The sequence below is a fragment of the Kineosporia sp. A_224 genome (genome assembly GCF_002198655.1).
GTDB lineage: Bacteria > Actinomycetota > Actinomycetes > Actinomycetales > Kineosporiaceae > R-H-3.
In genome coordinates this window covers 19,066-37,518 of record NZ_MWLN01000124.1, presented here as the reverse complement: position 1 = coordinate 37,518, position 18,453 = coordinate 19,066, and the positions used below count along the sequence as shown (strand labels likewise).

Here is an 18,453-nt window from a genome sequence, read left to right as displayed (position 1 = left end):
CTGACCAGCACGAACACCCATCCGGACCCCACCAGCGACTACCCACCCAAACCGGACGGGCATCGGTTCCTAAACCGCGTGTCGGAGGTTCGAGTCCTCTCGGGGGCACGTCTGACCTGCGCTTTTGTCGTAGAGCGTTGGCTTCCTGCATCGTTTTCGGGCCAAGTGGTCACTTTGGTGGTCACTACCCGATCCGCTTGAACCGCACGAACGCATTGCGGCTGCCGAAACCGTTGGTCCGCTCGCTGAACAGTGAGCCTGTGGTCGCCCGGTGTCTCCTGGCTGGCTCTATGGCCATGCGCACCCATAGCAGCCTCGGACGCGCGACAACGGCATGGTGAGGCGTTCCAGCATTTCCGTTGACGGGAGCGCGCCGCGCCGATGGAACTGACGCAAGTGCGCGTGACGCCCAGCCACCAAGACGACGCTGCTTCCGAACACCAGTCCCGCTACAGCGGGATGTGCAAATCGCCATTGACAGCGCGTACAGCCGTGATCTCGGCGGACGAGGCGTTGACTCTCACGCCCTCGATCTGCCGAGCATGCGTTGCGTCGCTGAGGACCTCACGCCCGAGGCTCATGGCGTAGCGCTGGATGGCCAGGGCCTTTCGGCCACTCCAGAAGGTTGGAATCATGACCACCTCATCGACGTCGACCTCAAGTGCGCCGATCCAGTCGAGCAGATCGTCGAAGTGATCCTGGAGGGTCTCAACCTCGGCGAGTCTCGACTGGAGTAGCTCGCCGAGGTGGCTGACGTCTTGCAGTTCCGAGGCCGGATGAATAGCCGCCTGCAGGTTGAGCGCTCTGGATCGGAGAGCCAGCGTTCTGCGGATGAACGAGACCTTGCGCCAGAACTCTCCAGAGCCCTCGTCTATGCCGGGAAAGTCCTCGGTGAGCCGGCTCACAGGAACCGTCGGGTGCTTCGTGATCTTTCGCTGGGCAGTCGTGACCTTCTCCAGGTCCTGCAGCGCGTGATGGAAGAGCTGACGACTGTCGTGGAGCGCACTGTCGAAGCCCGTCGCGGCTCCCGGTCGCTGCCCATCAAGCATGACGGCGGCCGCGTCGTCCATCGACTCCACGCAGGCGCGGAGCCGGGCCTCGAGTTCGTGGCTGAGGTGCTCGTGCACCGACTCCGTCGTCTTCGCGATGTGCTCGAGAAGCCGCATCTGCTGCTCTTGGGCGATGACGTCCACAGCCACGGTGACGCCTCCGGTGAGGAGTCGGCCACCGAGATGACGGGCCGCCGACGACGGCCCTGATGGGACGAGTCGGACATTCTCGACGATGCTCTTTCCGTCGCGGATGAAGCCGCGGCGGCCCGCCCCGCTGACGGCTGCAGTCAGCCGGTCGTAGGGGACGGAGGCGCCGGCGTTGTTGATGATCCGGACGAGCGAAGGGTCTGCGGCGAGGCCACCGGTCTCCGAGAGCACATCAGTCAGCTGGCGGGCAAGTTGGGAGCTCGCGCGTAGCACTCGGTGTCGGCCGCTAGGGACTCGTTCCACCGGTTGGACGACGAGGAGACCGTCGCCGCGATCTCCGAGAGGTATCACTGACTGGGTGCTCATGGCCTCTTGTTCCGTGTGTCAAGCTTCAAGGACTCAGATTCGAGCGAGCCGACCGTGATCGACCTTGATGATCCCAGCTCCGGCAAGCCCCCCTGCAGCGCCGCCGGATCGGCGTCTTGATGTGTCCTCAGGTGCGCCTCGAGGCTGGCCGTGATCCGTGGCTCCCGCTCCGACGCTCGCGGTCATGCTGCGCTCAAGGACAGGAGCGTCGCCCAACGTGAGGCCCACGCGCCGTCACCCCGCCAGGTACACAGTGTCTGCGTGCCAAGTGAGGAAGTCAGTGTTCGGCCGATCCGCCCTGCGCCGCGGGACACGGATCGGTTCTCCCGACTCCGCGCGTCGATAGAACTCGTCACCGTTTCCCCAGTCTTCTCGCAACCGGCGGGACACGAGCAGGGTCCGCTTCTCCGGGTGCACGGCGAGGTACCCACGGTCGAACAAGGTGTGAACGTCCGAGCGGAGCAGCAGCCCATTGTCCACCCGATTCTCACCCTCGTCAGTGACGGGCCGAATGTGAGCGGCCTGCAGAACCGGAACAATCTTTTCCCCCGTAATGGCGCAGCGCCGATCGTACGCCTCTTGGACCAGGGCCTTGAACGCCGCCTGACCGACCCTGACCGGACTGCTGCGTGGTTCGCCGAAGACCGGTCCGTGCACCCACCCTGGCATCTCGTCGCCGTCGGCGACCTGCAGCGCGACGGTGGTCGGCCCTCCGGAGTACACAGCGTCAAGGGCGTACTGAACCCATGCGCCTTCCTCGCCCGCCAAGCTGTACGTCTTGCCCTGGACGATGTTGCCCGCCCAGCCGGGCGGCGGCGGCAGGGCCGCTTCCGGTGGCAGGAAGCGGACGTCTCGCAGCATGATGCAACCGACCTGCGGGTCCGGCGTTGGCACGGGCTCGCGCCGATATCTCTGGATCCGTTCTCGCATTTCGACTTCGGTGGCGCAGCCGTTGTCAGGTCCGAAGAACTCCCAGGCGCGTGAGACGTTGAGCGGTGCCCAACCGCTGAGGAACCCGGCGCCGACGATCCTGTTGCTGACCGGATCGGAGTAGTGCGTCTTGAACAGGAACGGAGCGCCCGGCTCGATGGCGCCGAATCGGCGCCCGCCGCTGGGTTGCCAGAAGTTCACCTCGGTGGCGGCGCGCCCGGAGAGGAACCTGTACCAGTCGCCGTCAGTGACTCCAACGTATGCCCGCACCGCTGCCCTCCCTCGCGCCCGGCACAGCACCAAAGGGCGTGTACTGGCGCCGGTCATCCTGCCCCCGACGATGTCCGTGGTCCAGCACCGTGGAGGACGGTGACGGGAGGCACGAGCGCACCGATGACCAGCGCTCTCTACGACTCGTCGTCCTCGGCCACCGCCGCGCTCGTCGTCTCGAACTGGTCGAGCGCCTCCTCAGGGGCCCCTTCGTCCACATCCCGCTGAACAGCCTTGCCGATGGCACGCTCGACAAGCTGCACGAGCGCCTCACGTCGGCGAGCGAAGTGAAGGTCGAAGTCACTGGTCCTCAGCGCTTCCGCGTCGACAAGATGCGTGCCAAGGAGGTCGTTGAGCTTGGCGCCGTCGATCACAGCCTTGCGCTCGATGACTTTCAGATACTCCGACGGAGCGACGCCACCGATCGTCCGGTTGGTCACAGCCGCCAGCGGAGTCTTGTTGACGATGCTCTCGCGACGCTCGTCGTCGATCCCCTGGTCGACGCACCACTTGTGCGGGAAGACGTGATGGATGTCGACCGCCAGGTTCACGTACTGGATCTTGTCGAACGCAGCTTCCGTCATCCAGTCCCTGGCACCGTGGCCGAGCAGGAGCGCATAGATCCCCTTGTATGCGGCTGCCCCCCGCGTACGCAGCGAGTGCAGGCGAGATTCGACGAAGCTCGCATCCTGCACCGTTTTCGGCACGGCGGCTCCGGACGTTCCGCGCGCCCAGTCGGGAACCTGCTCGAGGTCGCGGACGAACCGCGTCTCGATGGCTCCGCCGTAGAGCTCGCCCAGGATGCCGCACCAGAACCACTGCGTGATCTTCTCCCGGACGCCGATCAGGTCGGCATCCTTGCCGAGCTCGACCTTCATCGCGGCCAACGGCACGAGCTGCTTGGGGTACGGCAGGAAACGGGTGTCGAAGATATGCGCGTCCGCGAGGAACGCCGACGCCCAGATGAAGGCCTCTCGGAGCTGGTCGCGCCACCCCAGGTAGTCCGGCAAGGACAGCTTGAGCACGTCCTCACGTTTGGCGGACACCGCCGGCGGCCGGTCCGAGGAGTCCTTCCGGTTTCGTTGCAGCGTGGTGAGCATCGTGACGGCCTGGAGGAAGTCCGTGTTCTCGACGGCCGCCAGCGCCGGGTACGCGCTGAACTTGAGCTGGGTCTCCTTCCAGTCGTCGTTCAGGCGGAAGTCGTACCCGTGCTCCTTGTAGTAGGCAGGGTCACCAGCGAAGGTCGCGGTGAGAAGCTCGAACACGTTCAGCGAGAGCCCGCCGGTGTTGACCTTCTCGAACACCGTGGCGACCGCGGCCTTGCTCGTCGCAGTGTCAAGCTCGATCGCCGGGATGTTGTACGTCCCGGCCGGCTGGACCACCTGGGCATGGAACTGACTGGCTCGATGGCCGTCGGCAAGCGCGAAGAGCCACGTCACTGTCTCGGCGCCCGCGAAGAGCAACCGCACCGGGAAGTAGCCGGCCGCACGCTCCTTGTCCGCATCCGAAAGGTCGAGCTCCACGTCCTTGCCGAAGTTCGACCTGACGACGCCGTCCCCCGGGATGGAGATGACCGCGTCGTCGATGCGGTCCTCGCCCAGCAGGGCCGTGTCCATATGGAGGTAGTAGCGGCGTGTCATCTTCTTGCCGCGGCTGTCCTGGGTGGCGACGACACCGGATCCCGTCAGCGCCTGAGTGAGGGAGGTGAGCCGTTGCTGACCGTCAAGAAGGAGGAGGTCCGCCGACACACTGGGATCGATGTCGACCCCCTCGACGGGTCTCGGCTTGAAACGAATTTGGTCGTTGCCGGTCTTCAGGAGCATCACGACGCCCAGCGGATGGCCGCGCAGGATGGTGACGAGGAGCTGACGAATCCGCTCGTCCTCCCACTTGTAGCCACGCTGGAAGTCAGGGAGCTGGATCTTCCCGTTGGTGGTCCACTTCAGGTAGTCGCTCAGCTCGTAGAGCGGCGTCTGGAACCCCACGGTGACATCCCTCCCACGGGGCGACACGCTCAGCATCGCCCATGTAGCTCCATCTCTGCTGCCACGACGCTACGCGGACGGGCAGTCGCTGGACGCCTCAGCGCCTTCCTCGATGTTGACGCAGTCGCCGACTGCCCGCTCAAGAACCTGGGCTGTTCCCGCGCTACTTTCGACCACGTTTCGTGACTATATGTGCTCGTCGTAGCGTTCGGTGCTCCTTGGCATCTGCACCTCGTCCACCCAAGAAGTCGACTGTCGAATTGGCCGAATCGGCGACCGGTCCATCGTCCGAACGCCCGAGTTTCAAGAGTGCGGTTGCGTCACCAATTCCTCGCTGCGGCCGAGATTGTCGGTCGTTCGGTGTACTCCTTGCGATGTTCGACTCGGCGGGATCACTCGATATCTACGATCCGTGACAGAGGGGGTGGTGACGATGCTGCCGTACGGCCAGTCAGAGCTGCAGCTGACGTGCGGCTACCACCCCGACGGGGCGGACCTCACCGCCCTCGTGGGCCTCTTGGACAACCCGCGGTTGCTGGTCGTCGACGGCGCGGTCCCCGACGTCCACGAGCGCGTCGCCGAGCTACGGGTGCTCGCCGACCACGAACTGGAGCTTCCGGTCGGGCTGTACTGGTTCGACTCCGGCGAGGGGGTCGAGGTGCTCGCGGTGACCGGCGGCGGCCCGCCGGCGTCCGGTGAGCGGATGCCGAGCGCGTCGCTGACCGAGGACCAGCCGCTGAGCTGGGCGCGAGACTGGTTCGCTCACCTGTGGCCCGACGCCACGGTCGTGACCGCGCCCCGGTTCGCGGTGAACGACGACGTGGTGCTCAAGGCCACCGGCCGGGACTACACCGTGAAGTCCCGCACCCACAACGGCGCTGGCTGGATGTACGGCATGCGGGTCGAGGGCCGCATGACCTACCACTCCGAGCAGAGCCTCGACCCGTTCTCCCTCGCGGACGACCCCTGGACGTGGATCACGGGGGCGGTGGACGACGTCCGCCGGTTCAGCGCGACCCTGACCCGGGCGAAGCTCGCCGGGATGTTCACGGACACGCTGTTCTCCTTCCGCGCGACCCGGACGCTGTTCCGGCCGTACCAGTTCAAGCCGGTCATCAAGATGCTCGAGACGGGCAAGTCCCGGATCCTCGTCGCCGACGAGGTGGGCCTGGGCAAGACCATCGAGGCCGGCCTCATCTGGACCGAACTCGAGGCCCGCTCGGAGGCCGACCGGGTGCTCGTTGTCTGCCCCGCGTCCCTGGTGACCAAGTGGCGGCGGGAGATGGAGGACCGCTTCGGGTTCGAGCTCACGGAGCTCTCCGGCGACACCCTCAAGGAGTTCGAGCGCAAGGCGCTGGAGAACCGGCTGCCTCGCCGCTTCGCGCACATCATCAGCATCCAGCGGTTGCGCACGTGGGAGGCGTTCGAGGACGTCGTCGCCGTCGGTGACCCGCTCGGGCTGGCGATCGTCGACGAGGCGCACATGATGCGTAACGCCCCCACCCGCAACTACCAGGCCGGGGCGCTGCTCAGCGAGTGGGTGAAGTCCCTCGTGCTGCTCACCGCCACTCCGATCAACCTGCGCAACGAGGACCTGTTCAACCTCCTCGAGCTGCTCACCCCCGGAGAGTTCGGAACGGGCGAGGCGCTGGAGCAGCAGCTCGCACCGAACGTCGTCCTCAACAAGGTCGCCCGCACCCTCACCAACCCCGCCGTCGCACCGGACGAGCGCCTCGACCTGCTCGCCGAGCTCGGCCGCACCCGCTACGGCGCCCCGATCATGGCGCGCCGGCCCGAGGTGCCGCTTCTCCAGGACCTGCTCTCGAAGGTCCCGCTCTCGCCCCGGGACATCGTCGACGCCCGCCGCTACCTCGCCGACCTCGGAGTCCTGTCGTCGGTCCTCACCCGGACGCGCCGCGTCGAGGTCGACGAGGAGAAGGCGGTCCGCGAGGCCCAGGACGTCGAGGTGCCCTGGACGGCGCACGAGCAGGCGTTCTACGCGGAGTACGTCGCCTGGTGCCGCCGACGCGCCGACCTCGCGGGCGTCCCGGTCGGTTTCGCCATGCAGATGCCGCTGCGGCTCGCCAGCGCCTGCCTGCCCGTCGCGCGGCACGACGTCGTCCGCTGGAGCGCCGCTGCCGGCGAACCCACGGACGAGGACGACGGGTTCTCCGCCGCTGACGACCAGCGGCGCTCGATCCCCGCGCTCAGGCCGCACGACGAGCTCGTGGCCGCTGCCCGGGCGCTGGGCAGCGCCGACAGCAAGTACCCGCTGCTCGAGGCCCGCCTCGGGCCGCTCGTGGACAGCGGGCGGCAGGCGCTCGTCTTCAGCTTCTCCCGGCCCACTCTCGGCTACCTGGAGCACCGGCTCTCGCAGCGTTGGCGCGTCGCGGTGCTCCACGGTGGCGTGCCGAAGGAGCGCCGCAACGAGATCATGGCCGACTTCCGTGCCGGCCTCTACGACATCGTGCTCGCCAACCGGGTCGCCAGCGAGGGGCTGGACTTCGAGTTCTGCTCGGTCGTCGCCAACTACGACCTGCCATGGAACCCGATGGAGGTCGAGCAGCGGATCGGCCGCATCGACCGCATCGGGCAGCAGGAGGAGAAGATCTCGATCCTCAACGTCTGGTGCCCCGCGGCCCTCGACGAGTCGATCAAGATGCGGCTGCTGCAGCGGATCGGGGTCTTCGAGGGCACGATCGGCCCGCTGGAGCCGATCATCTCCGAACACCTGAGCGACTTCCGCGACGCGGTCTTCGACTTCTCCCTGTCGGACGACGAGCGCCGGCGCCGTGCGGACGAGGCTCTCGCGGCGATCGAGGCCCAGCAGGCCGGTCTCGAGGACGTCTCGTCCGCCGCGCCGTTTCTGCTCGCCGCGGCCGAGGCCGAGGTCGCCGGGATGGAGGAGGAGCTCCTCGCCACCGGGCGGTACGTGGGAGCCGCGGAGCTGGCGCACCTCGTCGAGGACTGGGCCACCCTGTCCGGCGGCACCGCCGCGGTGGAAGACGGCAGGTCGATGCGCCTGCGCGGCACCCCGGAGATGGCGACCCGGCTCGATCAGCTCACCCGCTCGGGCCGGCTCCGCAACGTCGAGGCGGAGCGGTACCGCACCGGGTTCCTCAACGAGGAGGAGCTCCACCTCACCCTCGACCACGAGCTCGCCAGGACGTCCCAGACCGCCGACCTGCTCTCCGCCCGGCACCCCGTCGTGCTCGGCGCGACCCTGGTCCCGGAGCAGCGGGCGGCCCGGTTCGCGCACGTCTCCGTCACCTCGGCCGCCCCCGAGGTCCCCGAGGGGACGTACGTCGTCGTCCTCTCCACCGCGACGTGGCGATCCATCCGCCCCGGCCAGGAACTCTGGGGCGAGGCGGTGCGCCTCGGCGACGGTAAGAGCGAGCCCGCCGTCGTCGACGCGCTGCTGGCGGCGCTCGCCCGCGGGGAGCTGGAGAACGGACGCCGCGTGCGGCCGACCGGGATCGAGCCGCACCTCGACAGCGCGCTGAACCGGATGCTCACCCGGCACTCCACCGAGGAGACCCGCCGCGTCGGTGAAGCCACAGCACTGCTCGAGGCCCGCCGGCTCACGCTCGAGGACCAGTACGAGCGCGCGGTCGGAGCGATGCAGCGCCGCCTCGACACCTCCGTCGAGCGCAAGAGCCACCGCGGCGTCCGGATGTTCTCCCGCCAGATCGAGCGCACCAGGGCAAACCACCGCCGAACGCTCGACGAGATCGACGCCAAGCCCCTCCCCCACATCACACTCCTGCACCTCGCCGTCTGCGTCCTGGAGGTAGGCCGTGCCACCGTCTGACCACCGCGCGAAGGTCGCCGACGAGGAAGCCCGCAACAGCCGCTACATCCAGCGGCTCCGGGAGAAGGGCGACGTCCGGATCCCCATCGCGGTCGCCAGCAGCGCCAACTGGACCCAGGAAGGGCTGCCCCGCACCCGCGCACCACGCGTCGAGGCCGTCATCGGCCGGGTCGGGCTCACCGAACGCTCCGACGACATCGAGGACGACTCCTTCTACATCGGGCCCTGGCACAGCGACAAGGACGGCTTCCAGGTCTTCAGCTGGGCAGCACCCGTCGCAGCCGCGTTCTTCGGGACCGGCAGCTACGCACCGCTCGAAGGGCGGGTCCAGGTGACCCGCGTGTTCCAGCACCGCAGCCTGTCCGTCGTCGACTTCGACGACGAACGCCTGGACGGCGGCCGCGGGGCGACGGCGTTCGACCGGACGACGCGACTGACCATGCCTCGCCCGCCGCGACCGGGTGCCGCTCCCTGGCCGTCCGTCGCGACCCGACAACCGGAACGGCCTCCGCAGCAGCGTCCGGAACTCATCGACCTGCGGTCGATTCAGCCGTCGCCGGGCGACGTCGAGCACGTCATCGACGTGCGGGAGCCAGTCTTCGCCGCACCCGCTGCCAGGCGATCCGCGCCCGTTGACGGGCTCCGGCAGGAGGGCGCACTGCTCAAGGCCCTCGCGGCACCCCGACGCGAGTCACTGAGCCACGTCCTGGGGACGATGCAGCCCGACCAGTACCGGCTCGTCACCCGCCCCGAAGACGAGCCCATCGTCGTCCAGGGCTACCCCGGCACGGGCAAGACGATCGTCGCCCTCCACCGCGCCGCCTACCTCGTGAACCCCGACCGGCCCGATGCCACCCCGAACCTGCGCGTCGTGCTCCTCGGGCCGACCCGAAACTTCGTCCGGCACACGAGGAACGCGCTCAACAGCCTCACCGACGCCGAGTCCGTGAACGTCCTCAGCGTCCTCGACCTCTGGCACACGATCTACCCCGGCCTGACTGCCGACACCGAAGGCGCCGCGGAGCAGTACCAGGACAACGCGCTGCGGCTCGCGCGCCTCGTCGACCGCGCTGCGACCCTCGTCGACGGCCAAGGCGCTCTGTACACACGCCGGCCCGAGGACGGCGCCCGCAACGTCTACGCCATGCTGCGCGAAGCCGGACGCAAGAAGACGACCCGCCTCGCCGCGAGCTGGGACGACTACCTCGCAGCCCTGCCCGAGTGGGACATCGCCCGGCAGCACCCACGCTTCCACACGCTGCTGACGTACTGCGTCCTCGTCGCCCACCGCACCATGCCCGACCAGTTCGACCACCTCGTGGTCGACGAGGCCCAGGACATCACCCCGCTCGGCTGGCACATCCTGAAGCGCCTCAACCGCCGCGGCCGATGGACGATCGTCGGCGACATCAACCAGCGGAACACGGAATGGGGCATCGCCGACTGGAAGAAGGTCGCCGCGTTCCTCGACATCGACCTGCAGCAGCCCGGCGCCTACCAGGAGTTCAAGGCCAGCTACCGCTCGACCCAGGGCATCCTCACCTTCGCCAACGCGATCCTCAAGGACAAGACCGACCAGGCGACCGCCATCCAGGGCGACGTCGACCTGCCGACCGTCGTCAAGAGCACCGCCGCCGACCTGCCGCAGGAGATCGTCGCTGCAGCAACCGGTCTCACAGAACGCCACCCGCACGGCACGGTCGCCGTCATCGGCACCGACGCGACCCTCCTCCGACAGTCGTTCGCCCGCGCCGGCTGGAGCGCCAGCCACGGCGGGAGCGACGAGTGGGTGCTCGACGACGCCAGGGTTCGCCTGCTCGTCCCGCGTGACGTGCGGGGCCTCGAGTTCGACGGCGTCGTCGTCGTGGATCCGGGGCTGTTCCCGCGGAGCGTCGACAAGGAGGGGCCGCTGTACACAAGCCTCACCAGGGCCAACCGGGAGTTGGTTCTCGTGCACTCCAGGGCGCTTCCGGCGAAGCTGCGGCGAGTCCTGGTCGAACTCACCCAACTTCCCGGTGTTCCCTCAGCGAACGCCGCTGCGACCCGCTAAGGACATACTCGTCCCGCCCCGGACCGCTCGACCACCGCGCGGATCGACCGGCGGACGGGGAGATGCGGTCGCGGGCACTCTCGCACCCAGAGAGGCCCTCCCGATCGACGTCTCATTCGCTATGGCGCCGCGTCGGTTCAGCGACGCGGCCCGCCCAGCCCGACGGCCATTGTGACCCCGCCCCAGGATCCGAGGGAAGCTGCGAGATCAACTCCAGGTGCCACCTGAAGAAACTCCATTCCGAACTACAGCCACGGCGATGGGACCGAGCCGGCGGCGCGCCTCGTCATCGAGTGCAGGCAGTTCGGGACCATCCCAGGTCTCGTTGGACAATCCAACCGTCACACGCCGAGCCGAGCCTCCTAGCGCGTGGAGGTCTCCCTGGAGCTCGTCCTCAGACTCGTAGTAAGCCGCACCGTGCATGCTTTAACCTTCCGGTCAGTCCGCCGGCAGACCATCGGCTGCCTGTCGATACTCACGCATGGCCGTGGATCTGACGCCTGCCAGTCTCATCACCATCCACCCAACTGGGACACAAAGCAAGCAAACCGCCGCCCACGGCAGGAGCAGCCAACGGACAGGTGGGTTGTAGGTCACAACAAGCGCCATTGACAGCATCATCGTCAATGCGGTGGCCACTGAGGACCCACCGAAAACAATGAGGGCAATCCTCGATAGAATCGGCGTGCGCGCGTACGAGTCGGCGTCGGACGCCAAGGAGCGCCCGAGCCAAACCGTTACGAACACAGGAACCGTGAGGAGAATTGCCACCACATCCACTGCACTGGTCGCCAATTTCAGAAGAAGGAGAAACCCGATAGCGACGAAAAGGTTCAGGCCTAGGACCGAAAGGCCGAGGGCCAGCGCCACTCCCGTACTGCCTGGAGGTCTCTCTCGAAACTCGATGGCGGCGTAAACTCGCTGAGCACGGCGACCGTGCAGCAGATAGGTGTAGAGGTGAGCATACGTACCGCCGGACTGGTCGGCGCCACGATAGTCGGCCCCTTTGCTAAACTCCTCGGCAAATACTTCATCCAAGGAGAGCACTTTCCCGGATGGATCCGATCTCCGGCGAACCACAAGCGATTGCTCCGACACGTAATTTGACGACGGAACATCTACGCGAAGATGGTAGGACTCACTCAGGTGGAGCATTCCAACTGGAATAAAGATTCTGTTTGGAGGCTGCCCCATCCAGGTACGGAACAGTTCAATACTACTCTCGTTGCCACGCAACGTCCCCACTAAGGCGCGGGCCCACAGCCACATCCACCTAGCACGGCGGAATCTTGCCTTACTAGGAGACAGCAGTCGGGCATTCTCCTCCCATGGGCCGCCTACCGCGGCGGGCGACATGTTGGTGTAGCTGAATGTCGCTTCATATGAGTACGTAACAACAACCGTCTCACCGGGATGCGCCCTATGGCGTGCCCATATGATGGTGCGCTTCCCGAAGTATGTCGCGAGTTCTTGCAGACGGAGCATGGCGCCATGATCCGCCTTCGCGCCATCAACAACGAGTTCATCGAGACTACTCAATAGACTGACACATTGCCCCGGTGCCTCCGAGGGCCTTATTCGAGGTACTTCTAGAACCTGAAGTTTCAAGGACGAAAACCGGGCGGCCAGTTCCTGATCAAGCTCGCCCACATCCCCAAAAGTGGCATCCCAGGCGATTTCCAGAATGTTCGAAGCCAACCGCTTCGATTCAGTGCGCGGGAGTATCTGCAGTCGTTGCCCAGCACTGTCGGTCGCCTCAAAGCCGTTCAAGAGCTTTCCACGGCGAGCGGCAGTTAAGGGGAAGACAACCCACTCGAGATCGAGCGGAGTTCCGCTTCCCTCTGGAAAGAAGTTCTCTGCTCGAGGCAACTTGAACGTCACCGTTACGGTTCGCGCCAGCGAGCTCGGCCGCGCCTCGACCAGCTCAGTCGCACGCTGAATCGGGTGCTGACTGAGTCGCGTAAAGCGCTCATAGGCGTAGAGAGCGGCATACGTCAGCGCGCTCTCTTCAGGCGACAGCTTCTGCTGCGCCAGACCCTCCGTGATATCGATCACTTGATGCACCCCGGCCTCAGGCGCGGATGAGGTGGATCCCGATTCCACTGCCACCAGCGGTCCCCCAATGAGCCCACGGAACGAACATGCCCGACTACAGCCTGCCCCAGCACTTCAGCCCAAGGCCGCACGTCGGCACGCATTGTCAACTTCTTGTCACGTTCGGTTGCGCTCCAGAGCCTCGCGCTCCCGGTGATCTACGCGCGTCTCAGCCATCCCGGTCGCTGAAGAGTCGCCTGCCAGAGATGAACGCACGCCGCCGGGCCCTGCTGCGGTTGGTTGTACCTCGGTGAGCTGAGTCGACAGCCGCCTGTGACTGCCGCCGGGAGGTCCAGGGCGGTTCACCGCGACCACGCGATCATCGAGCAGGTCATCACCGAACTCAGGGACGGCCCACTGGCCCACCAGCCGTCCGGGTCCTGCCCGGCCAACGCCGCCTGGCTCGCGCAAGCGGTCATCGCGTCAACCTCGTCCACGTCTCCGCGGTCTCCGCCGACCTACGCATTGCGCACTGCCCGCTGGGCGACCCTGCGCAGGAAGATCGTCATCGTCCTTGCCCTGGTGATTCAGGAAGCCTCGTGTGAACCGCCGGCCTAGTGCTGTGACCTGGAGCCGACCAGATCCAGTACCGGATGGAAGGGCACCGTTCCGTGGATTCTGCTGGCAGCCAATGCCTTCAGGTCCACTCGCCGGCCGAGGCGCTGCTGGAGCGCTATGGCCTCACGGTCGCCCTGATCCTGGTCATCATGGCCACCACTGTCGACGCGTGCCCCGCGTTAGGCTGAGCGCCTTGCGTAAGATTGGCCGGCCAGCCAGCCCACCGGCGGGCCCGGCCGGGCGTGCGTCGGTCCGCAGGCTAGGTCTGCGGCCGGAGTTGCGCAGCCCGTTGGCCGTCGTCGATGTGCGCCGTTGCCGGGTCGCCTTAGCGCTGTGGCGACGATGGTGATCGCCTCGTCTTCGGCGACGCCGAGGCGCGGCGAGGTCGAGGTCGAGGTAGGAGTGCGCGACTGCCTGCACTTGGTCCCGGGGCGTCCGTGACGTTTCCGCGACCATGGTCCGCGGCGGCCGGCGTGCCGCGAACCGCGGGTACCGCAGACCCTCAACGTCATCGGTCGGCTCAAGGGAGTTGCGACACCGTCTGGGCGACTTCGAGGTTGATGGACAGGTCTCTACCAGTGGCGTCCGCCTGACCCTCGGAAGCGGCGCAGCCTCCGTGCTCTGCGCCCGATGCCTCGATTTTCGGGAGATCACCACCAAGACGTGGTCAAGCCGCTACTTTTCGTAGTCAGAATCTTGTGGGGTCGCTGTCCCTCGGCGACACCGTTGCGCCTCGACGGGGACGGTTGAACGCGTGGAAGACATCCGGGTCGGCCCGTGGGACCGACCTGACCAGTACCGCCTCCTGCGGAACCTCGGCGGCGGGGCCGAGGGTGAGGTGTGGCTCGCCGAGCTCGAGCTGAGCGAGCAGGGCCGGGCCAAGGTCGCCATGAAGATCATGAAGAGTGATCTGACGGCGCAGGACTCGGAGGAGTGGCGTCAGCACGGGGATCTGCTGATGAGCCTTGTGTCGCCGGGGGTCGTGCGCGTCCGGGACGTCTTCGTGGGCCCTCCACAGCACCGGCCCGGCACGGTACCCCGTGCGCCCGCCGACGCAGGTGGTCGGACCTGGCGCTACGTCGCCATGGCCTTCGTGGACGGTGACAACCTTCCCGTGTGGCTGGAGAGGCATCCGCAGAGCGGCCTATCGGAGCGGCTGGCCCTGCTGCAGACGGCCGCATCGGGGCTGGACGATCTCCACAGCGGCAGCACCACGGGCGTTCCGGTGGTCCACGGCGACGTCAAGCCCGGGAACATCGTTGTGGACGACGCGGGCGTCGGCGTCCTCGTCGACCTCGGACTGGCCCGCCTGACAGACCTTCGCGGCCGGCAAGGGACTACGCCGCCCTATGCAGCACCGGAACTGGTCCAGGGCGAGCCACCTACACCCGCGAGCGACCGTTTCGCCTTCGCCTCGACAGTCGTCCATGTCCTGACCGGGACGACGCCGCCCACGAACGCCGACGGCGTCGACGTGGACGCTGTACGAGGGCTCTTGCGTACCGAGCCGCGCCTCGCCGGCCGGGAAGCCCTCGTCGACTCCCTGCTCGGCGCGTTGTCCGAGGACCCCGGCCGGCGGCCGCCCCGGCTCGTCCCGTGGCTGTCCGGGCTCACGGCGTCCCTGTCGGAGATCACCCGGCTCTCCGCCTCGTCCGATGACGTCCCCACGGTGCTGTCGTCCGGCCGGACTACTGGTCCCGCAGCGAAGGCCCGGGCCTCGTCCGTGCCGAGCGCGACCGGCCGCCGCCGCCTGCGCATCCCGATCGTCGCGGCCGCCGCGACCGCGGCCGTCGCGCTGTCCGTCGCCCTAGTGACCGCACCGTGGAAGAGTGACCGTACTCCTCCGGATGTCGCCGCTGCAGGGTCGCCCGTGGCGGCCGGCGCCTCGCCCGCCGCGGCGACGACCGGAGCGGCGTCGCCCACGGCCGGGAGGAGCACCGCCAAGGGCACCAAGTCCGCGGCCGCTGCGCAGCCGGCATCCTCCGGCGCCCGGACCACGGTCTCGGGGACAACGACCGTCACGGTCCCCGCCGCCGGCTCCACCACGTCGGGCCGTAGCACGACGACCTCCCGGACGAGCCAGAGCACCACGCGGCGGCGGACCACGACGGCCAGAACGACCACCACGACGACCACAACTGCCGCGCCGCCTCCACCGCACCGGGTGAACGTCCTGGACAACTGGGGCGCAGGCTTCGGCCATGCAATGTGCCGCGGCACCCCGAGCAACTCGCTTTCCATGCCCGGCGGGTCGCTGACACAGACCTTTACAGTGCCGTCCGGTGTGGCCTCCATCGACACCGTGCTCGTTCAGATCGACCCGGACAGCCGGGTGACAGCGCACGCCACCTTGTACGTCAACGGATCCGCGAGGGCCAGCACTCAGGCGGCAGCGGTCGGCGACACGACGTTCTCGTTCGGCACGGTCGGTGTCAGCGCCGGAAGCACCGTGATGCTCTCGATCTCGTTCACTGCGACCTACGGCAAGATCATCACCGTCTACACGACCGCTCAGCAGGGTGGCTGGTTCGTAGCCACCAACGACTGCCCGGACGGCGCACCGGACGTCGCGACTGCGGAACGGTTGCGCTCGATCTTCAGCGGCTGGAGCACCTGACGCTCCGCACGTCGAACCCTTTCGGAACAGGAGAACCACTATGAGCCAGCACATCGCCGTTACACCGACGGAACTGCGCGACCAGGCGACCCAGGTGAGCAACGGGGCCGCCGACGTCAGTGAGCTCCTCGGCCGGCTCCTGGGCCAGGTGCGCGACCTCGCAGCGCGCTGGGAGGGATCGGGTTCTGAGGCGTTCCAGCAGCTCTTCGAGGAGTGGCGCCAGGGGGCCGACATGACCCGGCAGGGCATGGAGGGCATCGCGGCCTTCCTCAACAACGCCGCGACTGCTTTCGAGGATGTCGACGACCAGATCCGCCAGGCCGCGCAGCGATGACGACGGCCGGGTGAGCCAGGGCGAAACCGTGGCAGGTTTCGCTGTCGACGCCGAGGTCCTCGCGGCGCTGGCGGGCCAGATGACGCAGATCGCCGAGGACCTGTCGGCTGCTGCCACGCGGGGTCACGACGTTGTCCCGGGAAGCCTGGGCGGTCACGAGGTGGAGGACGCCCTGCACACGTTCCAGGACCACTGGCAGACCGCCCGCGGAGACCTCGTGCAACGGCTGACCAGCCTCGCGACCCTGCTCCACGACGCTGCCGAGGGGTATGCGACGGTCGACCAGCAGGTCGGGTCGGCCGCCCGTCCCGGGGCCGAGCCGTGAGCGAGTGGGACGCCGTCGGCGGTGACCCGTCCCCCGGCGATGTCACGACCGTCGACGCCCAGGCGGTCACGCTCGCGACGGTCGCCGGGCACGGTGACGACCTGCGTCAGCGCCTGGAGCAAGCGCTCGGCGGGCTCGACGACTTCGTCTGGACAGGGGTTGCCGCGGAGGCCACCCGCACGACCCTCGGGGAAGTCCTCCCGCCGCTGGTCGAGTTCTGGTCGGCCCACCAGGACGCCTCGGCCGCCCTTCGTCGCTACGCCGACGAGTTGGCGCAGCTGCAGTCCCGCGCGCGCACGGCCCTCGACGACCACACGACGGCTACGGCGAAGGCCCGATCCCTCGAGCGGCAGGCCGGCGCCGCCGACACTCGCGCCAAGGACGCGTGGAGGCACATCGTCCGGCTGGGGACGCACCGTGCCGAGCTCGTCGGCAGGCAACAGCTGACCGCGCTGGCGGGTGGTGGCACCGCGGATCTCGACGCCGAGATCGCCCGGGTCGACGACGAGACCGAGACGTGGCGCCGGATCCGCGAGGATGCCCATGAGGAGAAGTCGTCGGCGACGGCGCTCCGGGCCGACGCCGACGAGGCGGCCCGCGGGTCCCGGCTAGCGGTCGACGCTGTGCGACGCGACCACGAGGAGGCGCGGCTTCGCGCCGCCCACGCGGTTCTGGCGGCCGTGGGCGCGAGCGGCGGGCTGAACGGCCTCCTGGGACGCGTCCAGGCAACGGCCGTCGGCCTGCGCAACGCGGCCGTCGACGCGATCGACAGCGAACTCGCGGACTCGATCCTCACCGCCACAGAGCGGCTCGCCGCCGTGCTGGGCACCGCGGCGACTGTCTGCGCTGTGCTGTCGCTTGTCCCGGTGGTCGGTGCCGCCTTCGCGGCTGCGGCGGGGGTCCTGGACGTCGCGGCGCTGGGTCTGGGGGCCGTGGTCCTGGTCGGCAGGCTCCTGCGCGCGCTGAACGGCGCCGACTCCTGGGCGACGGTGGGCGGAGCCGCCCTGTCCGTCGTCCCCGGCGGGTTCGGTCGTGCCCTCAAGACCGTGGCCCGCACCACGAAGTCAGTGGGCACCCTCAGCGCGATCAAGCGACTCCTGCACCCGGTGAACGCCAGCCACATGACGACGCAGTTCTGGCGGCGCACCGTGTACGTCGCCCCGAAGCTCAAAGGCTTCTCCCCGTGGATGACGAGCACCTTCTACACGCTCAAGGTGACGTCGGACCTCGTCCAGTACGGGGTCCACGTTCATGACGCCACTCATTCGCTGGCCGAGGCAGCCCAGGACCCGACGGCCGACAACCTCCGGCAGGCGTACACGGACCTGGACACTGTCGCCGACGACGACGTCGACGCCATCCTCGCCCAGCCCGCCCGGCCTGGTCAGTGGTGACCGGCGCCGCCCCGCGCTGGGAGCTCGGGATCAGCCTGCCCGGTGACTGGAACCGGGTGGACCTGGCGGACCCCGCGCCTCCCGGGGTCCCAGACGAGGTCGTGCAGGCGCTGCGGGACCTGGGGCTCATGGACCTCGACGCCGCCCGTGAGGTGCGGCTCGCCGCCACGCTCGTCGACCCGGGGTCGGAGGACTACGACGGGCCGCCCCTCGTGGCAGGCATGGTGGTGCTCAGCACCGACGCCGACCGGCCCACGGCCTTCGAGCGGACGCCACAGGGCCAGGTCGTCCCGCACCGCAAGGTGGCACGCGCTCGGCTCGAGTGGCCGGACGGGGTCGGCCGGGTCGTCCTGCACCACGTGAGCTACACGCTGCCCGCGCCGTCCGGGCCGCAAGTGTTCGTCCTGGAGTTCACAACGCCCAACCTGCCGTTCGCGGCCGAGCTGGAGACGGTGTTCGACGCAGCCGTCTCCACGGTGCGCTTCGCGCAACGGACCGCAGCCGGGTAGTACCGGGCTTG

The 18,453-nt window shown here is 68.0% G+C and carries 12 protein-coding genes; 8 read left to right on the top strand and 4 right to left on the bottom strand.

Going from position 1 to position 18,453, the window contains the following annotated elements:
• Positions 1 to 449: 449 nt before the first annotated feature.
• From EDJALFJO_RS11350 to EDJALFJO_RS11340, 3 genes are all read right to left on the bottom strand, one after another.
• Positions 450 to 1,430: a hypothetical protein gene (locus EDJALFJO_RS11350; protein WP_143448501.1), complete on the bottom strand. Its 981-nt coding sequence runs from the start codon at positions 1,428 to 1,430 to the stop codon at positions 450 to 452.
• A gap of 369 nt (positions 1,431 to 1,799) precedes the next feature.
• Positions 1,800 to 2,765 carry an HNH endonuclease gene (locus tag EDJALFJO_RS11345; protein ID WP_198950205.1) on the bottom strand — a complete coding sequence of 322 codons (966 nt, stop codon included), beginning with the start codon at positions 2,763 to 2,765 and terminating at the stop codon, positions 1,800 to 1,802.
• Positions 2,766 to 2,902: 137 nt separating this feature from the next.
• On the bottom strand, positions 2,903 to 4,750 hold the full coding sequence (locus EDJALFJO_RS11340; protein ID WP_088285230.1) for a DUF262 domain-containing protein: 1,848 nt from the start codon (positions 4,748 to 4,750) through the stop codon (positions 2,903 to 2,905).
• Positions 4,751 to 5,162: 412 nt separating this feature from the next.
• On the opposite strand from EDJALFJO_RS11340, the gene EDJALFJO_RS11335 reads away from it, so the two are divergent.
• Together EDJALFJO_RS11335 and EDJALFJO_RS11330 are read left to right on the top strand one after the other, a co-directional pair.
• On the top strand, positions 5,163 to 8,561 hold the full coding sequence (locus EDJALFJO_RS11335; RefSeq protein ID WP_143448500.1) for a DEAD/DEAH box helicase: 3,399 nt from the start codon (positions 5,163 to 5,165) through the stop codon (positions 8,559 to 8,561).
• Positions 8,548 to 10,611, top strand: a complete 2,064-nt coding sequence (locus EDJALFJO_RS11330; RefSeq protein WP_088285219.1) for a UvrD-helicase domain-containing protein — start codon at positions 8,548 to 8,550, stop codon at positions 10,609 to 10,611. The genes EDJALFJO_RS11335 and EDJALFJO_RS11330 overlap by 14 nt, the downstream gene beginning before the upstream one ends.
• 438 nt (positions 10,612 to 11,049) lie before the next feature.
• On the opposite strand, the gene EDJALFJO_RS33430 is transcribed toward EDJALFJO_RS11330, so the two are convergent.
• Positions 11,050 to 12,666 carry a hypothetical protein gene (locus EDJALFJO_RS33430; protein WP_143448499.1) on the bottom strand — a complete coding sequence of 539 codons (1,617 nt, stop codon included), beginning with the start codon at positions 12,664 to 12,666 and terminating at the stop codon, positions 11,050 to 11,052.
• 650 nt (positions 12,667 to 13,316) lie between these two features.
• On the opposite strand from EDJALFJO_RS33430, the gene EDJALFJO_RS35970 reads away from it, so the two are divergent.
• The 6 genes from EDJALFJO_RS35970 (at position 13,317) to EDJALFJO_RS11295 (ending at position 18,442) form a co-directional block, all read left to right on the top strand.
• Positions 13,317 to 13,451: a hypothetical protein gene (locus EDJALFJO_RS35970; protein WP_255392554.1), complete on the top strand. Its 135-nt coding sequence runs from the start codon at positions 13,317 to 13,319 to the stop codon at positions 13,449 to 13,451.
• Between the two features lie 566 nt (positions 13,452 to 14,017).
• The gene (locus EDJALFJO_RS11315; protein ID WP_088285213.1) at positions 14,018 to 15,880 is read left to right on the top strand and encodes a serine/threonine-protein kinase; all 1,863 of its coding nucleotides are present in this window, start codon (positions 14,018 to 14,020) and stop codon (positions 15,878 to 15,880) included.
• Between the two features lie 40 nt (positions 15,881 to 15,920).
• Complete coding sequence (locus EDJALFJO_RS11310; protein WP_088285211.1) at positions 15,921 to 16,214, top strand: WXG100 family type VII secretion target; 294 nt, start codon at positions 15,921 to 15,923, stop codon at positions 16,212 to 16,214.
• A 28-nt stretch (positions 16,215 to 16,242) separates the two neighbouring features.
• Positions 16,243 to 16,539 (top strand): WXG100 family type VII secretion target, encoded by a 297-nt coding sequence (locus EDJALFJO_RS11305; RefSeq protein ID WP_158220399.1) that lies wholly within the window; start codon positions 16,243 to 16,245, stop codon positions 16,537 to 16,539.
• Positions 16,536 to 17,933, top strand: a complete 1,398-nt coding sequence (locus tag EDJALFJO_RS11300) for a hypothetical protein (RefSeq protein WP_088285207.1) — start codon at positions 16,536 to 16,538, stop codon at positions 17,931 to 17,933. Before EDJALFJO_RS11305 ends, EDJALFJO_RS11300 begins: the two co-directional genes overlap by 4 nt.
• Positions 17,930 to 18,442, top strand: coding sequence for a hypothetical protein (locus EDJALFJO_RS11295; RefSeq protein WP_143448498.1), 513 nt, complete (start codon positions 17,930 to 17,932; stop codon positions 18,440 to 18,442). The genes EDJALFJO_RS11300 and EDJALFJO_RS11295 overlap by 4 nt, the downstream gene beginning before the upstream one ends.
• The last annotated feature ends 11 nt before the right edge of the window (positions 18,443 to 18,453 follow it).

Excerpts from the sequence above, each read along its gene's own strand:
- EDJALFJO_RS11310 (WP_088285211.1), top strand. The coding sequence starts at position 15,921 with ATGAGCCAGCACATCGCCGTTACACCGACGGAACTGCGCGACCAGGCG.